The organism is Reichenbachiella sp. MSK19-1 (genome assembly GCF_003590315.1).
GTDB classification, from domain to species: Bacteria; Bacteroidota; Bacteroidia; order Cytophagales; family Cyclobacteriaceae; genus Reichenbachiella; species Reichenbachiella agariperforans.
This window is the reverse complement of sequence record NZ_MIER01000021.1, coordinates 488,835-503,256: the sequence shown is the minus strand read 5'-3', so window position 1 is coordinate 503,256 and position 14,422 is coordinate 488,835. Positions and strand designations below refer to the sequence as shown.

Annotated in this window: 11 protein-coding genes; 2 read left to right on the top strand and 9 right to left on the bottom strand. The window is 46.2% G+C overall.

Going from position 1 to position 14,422, the window contains the following annotated elements; all coding sequences use genetic code 11:
* Positions 1-220: 220 nt before the first annotated feature.
* Together BGP76_RS19995 and BGP76_RS19990 are read left to right on the top strand one after the other, a co-directional pair.
* Positions 221-1,117, top strand: coding sequence for a DUF488 family protein (locus tag BGP76_RS19995; RefSeq protein WP_099597369.1), 897 nt, complete (start codon positions 221-223; stop codon positions 1,115-1,117).
* Positions 1,117-1,932 (top strand): hypothetical protein, encoded by an 816-nt coding sequence (locus BGP76_RS19990; protein WP_119845965.1) that lies wholly within the window; start codon positions 1,117-1,119, stop codon positions 1,930-1,932. The genes BGP76_RS19995 and BGP76_RS19990 overlap by 1 nt, the downstream gene beginning before the upstream one ends.
* A 741-nt stretch (positions 1,933-2,673) precedes the next feature.
* Here BGP76_RS19990 and thrC read toward each other — a convergent pair.
* The 9 genes from thrC to ilvB all read right to left on the bottom strand — a co-directional run bounded on the left by thrC (position 2,674) and on the right by ilvB (position 14,414).
* Positions 2,674-3,969, bottom strand: coding sequence for a threonine synthase (thrC, locus tag BGP76_RS19985; protein ID WP_119845964.1), 1,296 nt, complete (start codon positions 3,967-3,969; stop codon positions 2,674-2,676).
* A gap of 33 nt (positions 3,970-4,002) precedes the next feature.
* Positions 4,003-4,926, bottom strand: coding sequence for a homoserine kinase (locus BGP76_RS19980; RefSeq protein ID WP_073122614.1), 924 nt, complete (start codon positions 4,924-4,926; stop codon positions 4,003-4,005).
* Positions 4,927-4,944: 18 nt separating this feature from the next.
* Positions 4,945-7,389, bottom strand: a complete 2,445-nt coding sequence (gene thrA / locus BGP76_RS19975) for a bifunctional aspartate kinase/homoserine dehydrogenase I (RefSeq protein WP_119845963.1) — start codon at positions 7,387-7,389, stop codon at positions 4,945-4,947.
* 949 nt (positions 7,390-8,338) lie between these two features.
* Positions 8,339-8,707: a four helix bundle protein gene (locus BGP76_RS19970; RefSeq protein ID WP_073122617.1), complete on the bottom strand. Its 369-nt coding sequence runs from the start codon at positions 8,705-8,707 to the stop codon at positions 8,339-8,341.
* Positions 8,708-8,827: 120 nt separating this feature from the next.
* A complete protein-coding gene (locus tag BGP76_RS19965) occupies positions 8,828-9,427 on the bottom strand; it encodes a hypothetical protein (RefSeq protein WP_119845962.1) in 600 nt (199 codons plus the stop codon).
* Positions 9,427-10,692 carry a threonine ammonia-lyase IlvA gene (gene ilvA, locus BGP76_RS19960; protein ID WP_119845961.1) on the bottom strand — a complete coding sequence of 422 codons (1,266 nt, stop codon included), beginning with the start codon at positions 10,690-10,692 and terminating at the stop codon, positions 9,427-9,429. Before ilvA ends, BGP76_RS19965 begins: the two co-directional genes overlap by 1 nt.
* A gap of 3 nt (positions 10,693-10,695) precedes the next feature.
* The gene (locus BGP76_RS19955; protein ID WP_073122621.1) at positions 10,696-12,030 is read right to left on the bottom strand and encodes a pyridoxal phosphate-dependent aminotransferase; all 1,335 of its coding nucleotides are present in this window, start codon (positions 12,028-12,030) and stop codon (positions 10,696-10,698) included.
* A gap of 81 nt (positions 12,031-12,111) precedes the next feature.
* Positions 12,112-12,666 carry an acetolactate synthase small subunit gene (ilvN, locus tag BGP76_RS19950; RefSeq protein WP_073122622.1) on the bottom strand — a complete coding sequence of 185 codons (555 nt, stop codon included), beginning with the start codon at positions 12,664-12,666 and terminating at the stop codon, positions 12,112-12,114.
* Positions 12,667-12,680: 14 nt separating this feature from the next.
* Complete coding sequence (gene ilvB / locus BGP76_RS19945; RefSeq protein ID WP_119845960.1) at positions 12,681-14,414, bottom strand: biosynthetic-type acetolactate synthase large subunit; 1,734 nt, start codon at positions 14,412-14,414, stop codon at positions 12,681-12,683.
* Positions 14,415-14,422: the final 8 nt, after the last annotated feature.

Below are 14,422 nucleotides of genomic sequence, written 5' to 3'. Positions count from 1 at the left end.
TATATAAACACGTGCAAACGGGTCTATTATACATTTGATGCAGTGCGCATTATAGTGCACTGTGTACTTTACACGAATGTTAGATTTAAGTGCCCGCCAAAGAAATATTCTGCAATAAGCACATATGCAAGTCGCGCAACCCTCCCAAAACCAAAACTTGCAAATGTGCTTAAAACGATCAAAAATGGAATCCTGATCTTAGATTTCGTAACTTTGCAAAATGTACTACAGGAGGAAAATATTGTTTGCGATACTTGAAGCATTTGAAGGAACTTTGTCCCATACAAAGCTTCAAAAGATACTTTTTCTTGTAACTCGTAAGCAGGCCGAAAAATCATTTGATTTTGTACCGTATAAATTCGGTAGTTTCTCATTTCAGGCCAATCAAGACTTATTAACACTAACTAAAAGGGGCTTTTTGAGTAATCAAATATCCAACAAGACTTCTAATTGGGTTTTCGAAAGCAGCGACAACTACTTCCATGCATTGAAAAAAGAAGACCAAGCAGCAATCAAACAGACGATAAAGGAAGTAGATGGGTTAACTCAAAAAGAAATGGTGAGATACACATATCGTAAATACCCATATTTTGCCATTAACAGTCAAATAGCTTCTGAATTACTAACCAACGAAGAACTTGAGAAAGTGGCACTCCAAAAAAGAGAATTCAAAGAGCAGGCTTTTTTCACAATTGGCTATGAAGGGATTAGCCTTGAGAAATACTTGAACAAACTGATTATTAATGGTGTGCGCTTGCTTTGTGATGTCCGTAAAAACCCTTTGAGTATGAAGTATGGGTTTTCAAAAAACCAACTAAAACATGCTTGTGAAAGCATAGGAATCAATTACATGCACATCCCCGAATTGGGAATCGAATCAAATAAAAGAGCTGATTTGAAATCAATTAATGACTACAATAGACTTTTTGATGAGTATGAAAAAACAACACTTGTTGAAAATAACGACCAACTCGAAAAAATATTAGACCTAACTAATTCATTTCAAAGAATTGCAATAACTTGTTTCGAAAAAGAACCATGCATGTGCCATAGAAGTAGAGTTGCTAACTCACTTAAAAAGCTTCCTGCATGGGATATTGAACAGAAGAATTTGTAATGCCTAAGGAGAAAGTCTTAATAACTGTAAAAACCTACCCTTCTATCTCCGAGAAATATGATGAACTTGTTTGTACTGCTGGATTTAGGGAAGATGGTTCATGGGTAAGGATTTACCCTGTTCAATTTAGAAAGAAAACTTACAATCAACAGTATTCTAAGTACCAATGGATTGAGATTGATCTTGTAAAAAATACAAGTGACTTCAGAAAGGAAAGTTATCGTCCTTATAGTCATGAGACCGAGATCAAAATTATTGGAGAAATCAAACCTGATGGAGACGATTGGAGGGAAAGAAGGAAAATCGTTTTAAATAAAGTTTATACTAATCTTAAAACACTTTTCGCAGAGGCCAAAGACAAGAAAATCGGAACCTCTCTTGCTGTTTTCAAGCCCTCTAAAATTCATAAGCTTGAGATTAAGGAGGTCGATAGAGAATGGAGCAAAAAGAAACTTGAACAGATGAGCCAACTCAACCTTTTTGAATCTGAGAATAAAGGAGAGTTTGAGGTAGTGAAGAAGCTACCATACAAATTTTCTTACAGACTGTCAGACAATGAAGGTACAGAAAGTACTATGATGATTGAAGATTGGGAGATTGGTCAACTTTTTTGGAACTCACTAAGAAGGCATGCTGGAGATGAAAAGCTAGCTTGCGAAGATGTTAGAAAGAAGTATATAGACGATTTCGCAAGGACTAAGGACTTGCATCTTTTTTTGGGAACAACTAAACTTCACCACAATACTGCCCCCAATCCTTTTGTGATAATTGGAACTTTTCACCCCAAGCCAACTACTCAGATTTCGATATTCTGAGCAGCCACACACATTGTCAGATCGCATAGACCTACCCCCGCTCTTTTAAGCCTTAGCGCAAAGAGAGACTTAAAAGCATATATACAGGGCAAGTCTCCAGACTTGCTTAGTCCTATCTTCACTGGCTCAATACACAGCCATAACCATGCGTTCATCAGGGGATTTATTTCATCACATTTGCAGTCGTAGAATGGATAGATGTTTTTTACCCGACGACAGTATGCAGAAGAAAAGGCTTGGTGGAAGTTCATTTTTTATAGATCAACAAGTCTGAAGACTTGCGTTTTATCAGTAAGTTTCAAGTGATCCTAACGGAACACTTGAAACAGCGAGGGCTGATTGGGAGGTGGTACTAAAGGAGCTCAATGTCCAAAATCAAGAAGGTTTTTTTTCACTTCTCGAACAAACCGATGATCTAAAGGGCTTAATTCATCGATTTTGTAGTATCATAGGGATGCGAGTCCATTGGTTCCGAGACTTTTATTTGTTCCTGGTCACGTCATCGGGAAAATAGGCAACTTGCTTATCTATAAAACAATATAGTATTTCGAAAAAAACACACAAAAACCACTCCTGACAAATTTTATTTCGTCATGTAGGGCTTTTATATTCCCCGGAACGGTTAGGGGTCGTCCCGGATGACTTTTACCCTTTCCCGGGAGACCTAGAGGGCGTCCCGGGAGGTTTCTGACCCTTCCCGGGAGACTTATACCCCTCCATGGCAGGCATGGAGGGGTTTTGTTAGGCTTTTTCTAAGATCTTGATCAATTCCTCTTGGGTAGCATCGATCTCGGTGGCGACTTTGGTGCGCTTGGCAAACTCCGCTAGGCGCTCGGGCATCTCTACAGGCTGCTGGATGATGGGTTCGACCACATCGCCAAACTTGGCGGGATGCGCCGTCTCCAAGAAGACCCCTACACTCCCCTTGTGATCCTTCATGTATTCTTTGAGACCGAGGTAGCCTACTGCGCCATGTGGGTCGAGTAGATAATCGGTCGCTTGATAGACCTGCTTCACAGTCTCAGCGGTTTGTTTGTCGTCGTAGGCATAGCCTTTCACGCCTTCTTTCATCGCCTCCCATGACGAACCGAAGACCTCTTTCATACGGTAGAAGTTGCTCGGGTTGCCGACATCCATGGCGTTGGAGATGGTCGAGGTAGACGGGCGCGGTGTGAACTCACCAGTCGTCAAATACGACGGCACGATATCATTGACATTGGTCGATGCGACGAATTGCTTGACAGGCAGTCCCATCTTTTGCGCCAGCAGACCAGCTGTCAGGTTGCCAAAGTTGCCGCTCGGCACAGACACCACCAGATCACCCTGATCCTTGAGCAAGGCATAGGTCCAGAAGTAGTAAAACGACTGAGGAATCAAGCGCGCCATATTGATCGAGTTGGCAGAGGTCAGGTTGTATTTCTCCTTCAGTTCTTTGTTGAGGAAAGCGTCTTTGACCATTTTTTGACAGTCGTCAAAAGTCCCACGCACTTCGAGTGCTTGGATGTTTTGCCCAAAAGTCGTGAGCTGTTGCTCCTGTATTTTGGAGATCTTCCCTTTCGGGTAAAGGATGATCACATCGATGTTTTCCACCCCAAAGAACCCACTCCCTACGGCTGCCCCTGTATCGCCAGAGGTCGCCACGAGTATGGTAGATTTCTTGTCGCTCTTGGCAGAGAAGTAGCTCAGGCATCTCGCCAAAAACCTCGCCCCCACGTCCTTGAACGCACAGGTAGGGCCGTGGTACAGCTCCAGCGAATAGACCTTGTCCTCCACCTCTACCACAGGCAACTCAAAGCTCAAAGTCTCCTCGACGATCCGTCTCAGGTCTGCCTCTGGGATCTCCTCCCCGATGAACTGACTCGCCACCTCGTAGGCGATATCGTGCAGTTTCATGTCCCCGATATTCTCGAAAAACTCTGCCGATAGCGTCGGGATATGGTCAGGCATGTACAGGCCATTGTCATCCGGCAACCCGTTGAAAATCGCGTCCTCATAACTCACCTCTGGGACTTGTCTGTTCGTGCTGTAATATCTCATGGTATTCTTCTCTTGTGTATGGAGTATTGTGACTTAAAGAACTCTCACGCCTTCTGTGCCGATTTTGGATAAGTAAGTATAAGCCAGTATGCCTACTTCGTCGTAGATGGCTTGCATGCTGGCCTTGATTTTTTCTGCGGTTGCTTTGCCCTCGGCAAATGCGAATATCGAAGGGCCTGACCCAGCGATGCTGCATCCGATGGCACCTTCTTCGAGCGCTTTGGCCTTCACTTCGTCATAGAGCGGAATCAGCAACTTGCGTACCGGCTCGACGATATGGTCCTCCATCGAGCGACCAATCAGCCCAAAGTCCGATTCGTACAGTCCCGACACGAGCCCACCGACATTGCCCCATTGGGCGACTGCTTGGTCGAGCTTGACCGTCTGCTTGAGCATACGCTTGGCATCTGTGGTCTTGACCACCACCTGTGGGTGGACGATCGCCACGTACATGTTGTCCGGTGTGGGCAACTGCAGCACGTCGAGTGGCCCATAGGCACGCACGAGCGTAAAACCGCCGAGCAGGTTGGGCGCGACGTTGTCTGCATGTGCCTTGCCTGAGAGCATTCTTTCTCCTTCCATCGCGAACTCCACGAGCTGATGCGTATTGAAAGGTCGGCCGATCAGTTCATTGACCGCAAACACAGCGCCTGCCGAGCTCGAAGCACTCGTCCCCATCCCACTACCGGGATGGATCTGCTTGTCAAACGCGAAGCTGTAGCCCTTCTTGATACCTGCTGCATCGAGTAGCGCCTGAGCGGCCACCGATGCGACGTTTTTGTCAGGCTTGAGCGGCAGATCAAACTTGTCATTTTCGAGGATGACCATCTTGTCATCTGACAATTCGGTCACGACCATTTCTTCGCCTATGCCATCGAGAGCGAACCCCAAAACGTCATATCCACAGCCTACATTGGCGACTGTAGAGGGTGAAAAAACTTTGATTGAATTAGACATGGCTTGACTCGGTTTTTGTTAGCTATTTGCGATGCGCATTACGTCCGCAAATATACCCGAAGCTGTCACTTCTGCACCCGCTCCGGCGCCTTTTATCACCAAAGGCTGATCCTGGTATCGGTTGGTATAGAAGAGTACGATGTTGTCTTTTCCTTCCAAGATATAGAACGGGTGGTCTTTCGGAATCTCCTGCAAGCCCACAGATGCTTTGCCCTTGTCAAAGGTCGCTACGACCTTGAGGCGGCAGTTTTTGGCTTCTGCATCGCTCACCAGTTTCTGGAACACCTCGTCGTGTTGTTCTAGGCTGGCATAGAACTCGTCGTTGGTTTTCGTATCCATACACGCCGCTGGGATGAAGGATTCGCTGACGATATCGTCCAGTTCGAATTTCAACCCACTCTCGCGGATCAAAATCAAAATCTTGCGCATCACGTCTACCCCGCTGAGGTCGATTTTCGGATCGGGCTCGGTGTAGCCTTCTACCCCCGCTTGCTTGACCACATCCACGAATTTCACCCCTGGTTTGAAGGAGTTGAAGATGAAGTTCAAACTACCCGAAAGGACGGCTTGTATCTTTTGGATTTTGTCCCCGCTCTTGATCAAATCCCCTAGGGTCGTCAAGACAGGTAGCCCTGCACCGACGTTGGTCTCGTAGTAGAATTTGGCCTGGTATTCTCTGGCGGTGCTTTTAAGGTTGACGTAGGTATCATAGTCGGATGCACAAGCGATCTTGTTGGGCGTGACGACCGAAATACTCTTGCGCAAGATGCCTTCGTAGAGTCCTGCAATCTCTGCATTGGCGGTATTGTCCACGAAGATACTGTTGCGCAGGTTCGACTCGACCATCTTGTCTACGAATACCTGTGGAGCCATTTTCTCTCCTTTGGACTCCAGTTGCCCTTTCCAATCGGCGAGATCGATCCCGTCTATATCGAAGAGCATCTGACGGCTGTTGGCAATCCCCACGATGCGTAGGTCGACATTTTCGAACTCATCCAAATAGTTGTACTGCTTCTTGATTTGCTCGATGAAGGTACCGCCGACATTGCCGATCCCGATCATGAACAAGTTCATGCGCTTGCGCTGGGATAGGAAAAAGCTCTCATGCAATACGTTAAGTGCCTTGCTGAGGTGCTTCTCTTCGAGCACCACGGTGATGTTTCTTTCGGATGATCCCTGCGCGATGGCTTTGATACTGATCCCGTTTTCGCCTAGTGCAGAAAACATCTGCCCACCGATCCCGACGTGCTCACGCATCTTGTCACCGACGAGTGCCACGATGGCCATGCCTGTCTCGACCTCTAGCGGATCGATTTTGCGCAGGCTCAGTTCGAGCTGAAACTCCTCCGCAATGGCTGCTTGGGATATCTCGATGTCTTTCTTGTCTATGCCCACACAGATCGAGTGCTCCGAAGAAGCCTGCGTGATGATGATAACATTAACTTTGGCTTCTGACAGTGCTTTGAACAATCTGAAGGAGAACTTCGGCACACCGACCATGCCACTTCCTGTCAAGTTGAGCAGCGCGATATCGCTGACACTGGATAGTCCCTTGACGAACTGCTTGTCGCCATTGGCATCTTCGCAGATGGTAGTCCCCGCGTCCTCCGGCGCAAATGTATTTTTGATTTTTATTGGAATCTTCTTGTCCAACACGGGCTGGATCGTCGGTGGATAGATCACCTTCGCCCCAAAGTGCGAGAGCTCTAATGCCTCCTGAAACGACAGCTTCTCGATCGGATGAGCCGCCGCAACCTGACGCGGATCAGAAGTCATCATGCCGCTCACGTCAGTCCAGATTTCAAACGAATCTGCATCCAAGGCCGCCGCGAAAATAGCCGCTGTATAGTCAGACCCTCCTCTACCCAAGGTAGTCGTCACGCCCTCTGCATTGGACGACACAAATCCTGGACAAACCACCAAATTGGCCGCTGTAGGAATATAGTCTGTGATGTTCTTGTTGGTCGAGGCAAAATCCACGTTGGCATTGTTGTGGATATTGTCGGTTTTGATCAATACGCGTGAGTCACCAAGGTCGGTTTTCAACCCTTCTGCGTTGAGGAAGTCCACGATGATATTGGATGAAAGTATCTCCCCAAAGCTAAGCACCTTGTCCAAGGTCTTTGGCGAAAGCTCACGAATCAGGTAAATCCCCTTCATGATGTCTTCGAGATCATTGAGCAGGATTCTGATCTTGCTAAAGGTCACCGATTGACTTTTGACCGGAATCAATTCCTTGATCGTATCGAGGTGTCTCGCTTCGATCTGTGCCAACGACGCTTCGTAGGACTCGTCACCCACTGCTGCGAGATCGCTGCATGCGTGTAGCAGATTGGTCACTCCGCCTAGAGCCGAAACCACACAAACGGTTTTCTCAGGCTGACCTGCTGCTAGGATATCCTTTACTTTTCTCAAGTTGTCTGGGGTACCTACGGATGTACCTCCAAATTTTAATACTTTCATTTATTTTTAAGTTCAAAGTTTAATGCCTGCCATCGACAGGCACGTTGACTCTCGTCAATTTATATTCTTGTATGTAACAAACACTTCAATATTCATTATTAACAATATCGAACAAGGAATGTTGAATAGTGAATAGCGAAGTTTTCGTTTATCCCTTCTTCTGATTTCCTTCTGCAGTGACTACACTTCAACGCTATGAAGAGTAGAATCACTTCACAACCTACCTTTCGATAGACCAATTCAATATTCTGTATTCAATATTCGACATTCGTTATTAACAATATCGAACAAGGAATGTTGAATAGTGAATGGCGAAGTTATCGTTTATCCCTTCTTCTGATTTCACTTCTGCAGTCACTACACTTCAACGCTATGAAGAGTAGAATCACTTCACAACCTACCTTTCGATAGACCAATTCAATATTCTGTATTCAATACTCGCCATTCGTTATTAACAATATCGAACAAGGAATGTTGAGTAGTGAATGGCGAAGTTCTCGTTTATTCCTTCTTCTGATTTCCTTCTGCAGTGACTACACTTCAACGCTATGAAGAGTAGAATCACTTCAATATTCGTCATTCCTTGTTCTTTATTCGATGTTCAAAATATCGAATAAGGAATGTTGAATAGAGAGTAGCGAAGTTTTCGTTTATCCCTTCTTCTGATTTCACTTCTGCAGTGACTACACTTCAACGCTATGAAGAGTAGAATCACTTCAATATTCGTCATTCATTGTTCTTTATTCGATGTTCAAAATATCGAACAAGGAATGTTGAGTAGTGAATGGCGAAGTTATCGCTTACACCTTCTTCTGATTTCCTTCTGCAGTGACTACACTTCAACGCTATGAAGAGTAGAATCACTTCAATATTCGTCATTCCTTGTTCTTTATTCGATGTTCAAAATATCGAACAAGGAATGTTGAATAGTGAATGGCGAAGTTATCGCCTACACCTTCTTCTGATTTCCTTCTGCAGTGACTACACTTTTTACAAAGATTGAAATCAACTGATTATTCTCATCCAAAATCTTTTCGATCAATTCCATGTGGTCAAACAATTTGGCTCGCTTAATAATTTGAAGATTGATATAAGACTCTCTCAATTCTTTCAATACTACTTTCAGTTTATGAATAAAATCCCGTCTGGATTCCCCTGCCTGAGCCTCTCCATAATTCAATGCTACTGAAGTCCCAGACCGAACCAATTGCCCAGCCAAATGATTTCCTGCTTTTGAACTAGGCATTTTGTCCACAACATCAATGATCGAGACTGAAAATTCAATTAGTCTTTCTTCTAAATCATAATTGTACTTCATACTTGGTTGGTTCTAGTCACTCACTTCAATATTCGTCATTCTTTATTCGATGTTCAAAATATCAAACATGGAATGTTGAATTCCGAAGTTCGTATATATTTCATTCAATCTATTGATCGTCTACCAACTTTTGCCTCTATCCAGCCATACCCTTCGCAGGTTCAGCAAAAACAAAAGCACGACCCACAGCGCACACGCCTGATACACTACTGGTGATGAAGCCAGTGTCAAGTCTCTGTTCCACCTGCCCAAATAACTCACAAAAAAGATCATCTCTAGGTACACAAAAGCGAACAGCAACATGGCATATACGCCACGAGTGAGCTCTTTTTTATCCCATAGGATCAATGGCATGATCAGAATAATCACGTACCCGATGGCTCCTCCTAGACTTTTTCCAGTCCACAACTCCCACCCCAACAGGTGGTGCGTCATCGCCAAGAAGTAAAAATGTACGGCATGATTAACAGCCAATACAAGCCACACCGTCCATGCGACTGTTTGCTTCTGATTAGAAGCGTATATTGTCTTCCACCCCTCCAGTCCGACCCATAGATAGAGTCCTGAGAACAACCCCAGTGACACTCTCGCTGAGTACCTTGCTGTGAGTTGATATTGGATCGCTTTGTCCGCGAAAAACTGCCCCACTCCCCAGAACAAAACCATCTCACCGACCACTACAGCCAGTACCCACAGTGCTATGTTCTGAACTTTCTTCACTACACCAAATACTGCAACAAGTCCGGCTTGTCGTTGAGGTACTCGTAGACAAAATTCTTGGCAGTCATGCGGTCCAGCAGCCCTTGTAAGTTGTCTTTGTTTTGCAACTCGATTCCGATCAAAGCGGGACCTTTTTCGCGGCTGTGCTTTTTCGAATACTCGAAGTGCACGATATCATCTCCGGGAGATAGTATCTCCGAGACGAACTCCTTGAGTGCCCCCGCTCGTTGTGGAAATCGCAAGATGAAATAATGCTTGAACCCCTCGTAGAGCAACGAACGTTCCTTGATTTCTTCGGTACGGGTGATATCGTTGTTGCTACCGCTGATCACGCAGACGACATGCTTGCCTTTGATTTGCTCCTTGTAGAAGTCCAGAGCGGTCAGCGTCAAGGCGCCTGCAGGTTCTACCACGATGGCTTCCTCGTTGTACAGCTGTAGAATCGTCGTACAGATCTTGCCCTCTGGCACGAGAATGATCTCCTCCAGCCCGTCTTGGCAAATCTCCAAAGTCTGAGTCCCCACGGCTCGCACTGCCGCACCATCTACGAAAGTATCGATCTCGTCGAGGGTCACATTCTCCCCTGCAGCGATGGAGTCACGCATGGCCGGTGCTCCAGCAGGTTCTACCCCGATGATTTTGGTCGCTGGCGACAGTTCTTTGAACACCGTGATGATGCCAGAGGCCAGACCTCCACCCCCGATCGGTACAAACAAATAGTCAATGGGCGCACCAGTATCATTGGCGATCTCTAGTCCTACTGTTCCTTGTCCTTCGATGATTTTCTGATCGTCAAACGGATGTACAAACGTCGATTGGTTTTCTTCGCAATAGCGCTGTGCCTGCTTATAAGCGTCATCGAAGGTGTCGCCTGTCAGTACGACTTCTACCTTGTCCTTGCCAAACATCTTAACCTGCCGGATCTTCTGCTTGGGTGTGACACTCGGCATGAATATCGTGCCGTGTATACCTAGCTTCTGACAGGAATATGCTACGCCTTGAGCATGGTTTCCAGCACTGGCACAGACGATTCCATTGTCTTGTTGGGCTTTGCTGAGGCTTGCGATTTTGTTGTAGGCTCCACGGAGCTTGTACGAACGTACGACCTGTAGGTCTTCACGCTTGAACTCCACCTCCGCATCGTAGCGCTCGGAGTAGTTGAGATTGGGCATGAGCGGAGTATGCACCGCCACGCCTTCCAGCCCCTTGCTCGCTTTCATCACACCTACCAGTGTAGGTTTATTGGATTTGACTGCCGACTCCATAGTTTAGGACAGTGTTGCCTCTACTGATTCGTCGACATCTGAGGTACAGAACTCATAGATTGCTTCAGCGATTTTGCTAAAAGTCTGCTTCAACACCTCTTGGTTCTCTTCGAGTAGCGTGATTCTAAACCCTCTCAGTTCGGACTGAAACGAAGACAAAGGCACTACACACACGCCTTTGGCAGCTAACAAGTAATAGACGAAGCGCTTGTCTGGCTCTCCAATTTTCTCCACCCAGTCTTCCGCTAGGGCTTGGATTTGCTCGTCCTCGATCTTCAAAAACTGCTTGTCATTGATAGATCCGTCTTTGAATACAATGGTGTTGTAAAACGCCCCATTGGTCTTGTTGAAAGTGATGTAAGGAATCTCATGGAGATACTGTGAAATGATCTCACTTCGCTCCTCAATTTCTTTTCTACGTTCACGCAAATACTCCTTGAACTTCGGGTGTTCTTGGATGATAGGCAATGCCTTTTGCGGCAAAGTCGTCGAACATACCTCTACCATCTTGGCATTTTCCAGCGTCGAACAGTACTGATCGAACTGCTCGTCCACCTTGCGGTTGTAGAATTCCATCCAACCACACCGAGACCCTGGCCATGGAGTATCTTTGGATATCCCCTTCATGGCAATCCCAGGTACATCACCGAGTACTTCGGCGAGAGATTTGGTCTCTACACCATTGTAGATGATGTTGGTATAGATTTCGTCACTTACCAAAAACAAGTTGAACTCCCGAGCAATCTCCACGATCTCCTCTAAAATCTCCACAGGATAGACCATCCCGGTTGGGTTGTCTGGATTGATAATCAATATCCCTACGATGTTGGGGTTGTATTTGACCTTTAATCGGAGATCTGCCAAATCTGGATACCAGTTGTTCTCTGGATCAAGGTTGTAGGTCAGTGGTTCCTTGTTGGAGTGTGCCGCCTCCAGTGCAGAGTGTGTCGAGTAGGCTGGCGAGGGACCTATCACACGCGAGTAGGGATTCAAAAACTGGTAGAGCTTGCCTATCGCATCTCCCAGCCCGTTGAAAAACAAGACATCGTCTGCAGTGATTTGTGCACCGCCTTTTTCGTTGTTTTTACCCGCGACGTATTTGCGCGTTTCGAGTTCTCCTTTGGAGTGGCAGTAACCGTAGGTCGAGTTTTCATTGACCAGAGTGGTCAAGATTTCTTTGATCCAGGCGGGTACTACCGCATGCTTGAGGATAGGGTCTCCGATGTTTTCCCAATAGATTTTTTGTCCGAGTGCTTGCAAAGCCTCTGCTTTCTTGACGATATCTCTGATCTCATAGTCAAGCTGTCTCGAACCCTCATGAAGTAGTACTTGTCTCATTGTATTAGATGTTAGATTCTTAGCACCTAGATTCAAGACTTTGACGCCAAGAGCCTAGGTGCTAATATCTAGTGTCTGTTCTTAAAAATTTCGGATGTCCAACAGGTTATCCTTGGAGTTCTCTAGTTCCTTGATATACTCCTCCGTCTTGCGCTTGGACTTAGAAAGTGCCACACGCCCCGAACGCACAAACTCCAAAAGCCCTAACGGCACGAGTTTTTCGTATAGATCGTGTGTTTCGTCCTTGAGTCCTGTCTTCTCTAGGATAATGTGATCCTCTTCGATCACCAAAATCCGCGCACCGTTTTCACGGACGAGCTTCTCGATACTTTGACCGTTCAAAAACACCGACGTAGGCACCTTATATAGAGCGATCTCTTGGTAATAGATCTGATCCTCGTTGTACAAAAAGGCCCCCAATACATCCACAATCTTGCGGATTTGCTTGACGGTTTTTTCTGCTTCGTCCTGCGTACACGTTACCACGATGGTGAATCGGCTGATACCTGCCACCTCCGTAGAAGACACGTTCAAACTATCTATATTGATCTTCCTTCTCGTAAAGATGATCGTGATTTGATTCAACAAACCTGCTTTATCTTCGGTCAGTACCGATAATGTATGTTGCTTATCCACTTTAATCTAATTTTTTAGTCCAACCTCATTTCCGAAACCGAAGCTCCTGTTGGAATCATTGGAAATACATTTCCTTCTTTTTCAACCATCACTTCGAGCAAATAAGGCCCTTCGTGATCCAAGAACGTCTTGAGCGCATCGTCGAGATTTTCTCGCTTATCGACGCGACTACATGGGATACCATAGCCTTCGGAGATCTTCTGAAAATCCGGATTGACCATCTCAGTAAAGGAGTATCGACTATCGAAGAACAACTGCTGCCACTGACGCACCATGCCGAGAAAGTTGTTGTTCAAGATCAAAATTTTCACCCCGATCTTGCTCTGGAAGATCGTACCCAACTCCTGAATTGTCATCTGGAATCCACCGTCCCCAATCACTGCGATGACCTCCTTCTCTGGTCGTCCCATCTTGGCACCCATCGCCGCTGGCAGGGCAAACCCCATGGTTCCTAAACCGCCAGAGGTCACATTCAACCTCGTATCGCTAAACTCGTAATACCTCGTCGCAATCATCTGGTGTTGTCCTACATCAGTTACTAGGATGGCTTTTCCTTCGGTCTTGTCAGAGATCGCTTTGATAACCTCAGACATTTTCAACTCTTCTCCCTTCGGAAAAAAATCACCTTCGATAACCTTGTCATATTCAATTTTGTCACACGCCTTGAACTCTTCAATCCATGATTCGTGCTTGTTCTCTTTTACTTTCGGTACCAAGTTCAACAATGCCGCTTTGGCATCCGATACGATCGCGACTTCTGTCTTCACGTTCTTGTCTACTTCCGCTGGATCGATCTCGATATGTATCACCTTGGCCTGCTTGGCATAGGTATTCAAATCTCCTGTCACCCTGTCATCGAACCTCATCCCGATTGCTATCAAAAGATCACATTCGTTGGTCTTGACGTTGGGGCCGTAGTTGCCGTGCATCCCGAGGTAGCCCATGTACAATGGGTGAGCAGTAGGTACGGCTGACAGTCCCAGCAGCGTAGATGCCATCGGTATGCCCGTTTTTTCGGCGAATGCCAAAAGCTCACGCTGTGCCTGTGAGATGATGACACCATGTCCTACGAGGATCATCGGTTTCTTCGCCTCATCGATCAGTTTGGCCGCAGCATCTACTTTGGACTCATCCAAAATTGGATACGGGTGATAGCTACGGATTCTTTCACATTTCTGATAAGAAAAATCAAACTCCTCAAACTGTGCATCCTTGGTGATATCGATCAATACCGGACCTGGACGACCCGTATTGGCGATATAAAAGGCCTTGGCCACCGCCTCAGGAATCTCCGATGCTTTGGTCACCTGGATATTCCACTTGGTGACAGGCATAGAGATACCCACGACATCCGTCTCCTGAAAAGCATCCGTCCCCAGCAAGTGCGAAGCGACCTGCCCTGTGATACATACCATCGGCGTAGAGTCGATCTGTGCATCCGCGATCCCTGTGATCAAGTTGGTTGCACCTGGCCCAGAAGTCGCAAAGCAGACACCTGTTTTGCCGTTGACACGAGCATAACCCTGTGCGGCATGCGCGGCACCCTGCTCGTGACGTACGAGTATGTGATTGAGTCTGTCCATGTACTTGTATAGCAAGTCATAGATAGGCATGATGGCTCCACCAGGATAGCCAAATATGGTATCGACATCCTCCTCGAGTAGACATCTGAGGAGTGCCTCAGAGCCAGTCATTCTTTCGGTTTTGGCCATAGCTTTCTTTTCTTGTTCTAATGTAGAAGTCTCCATTTCTCCTA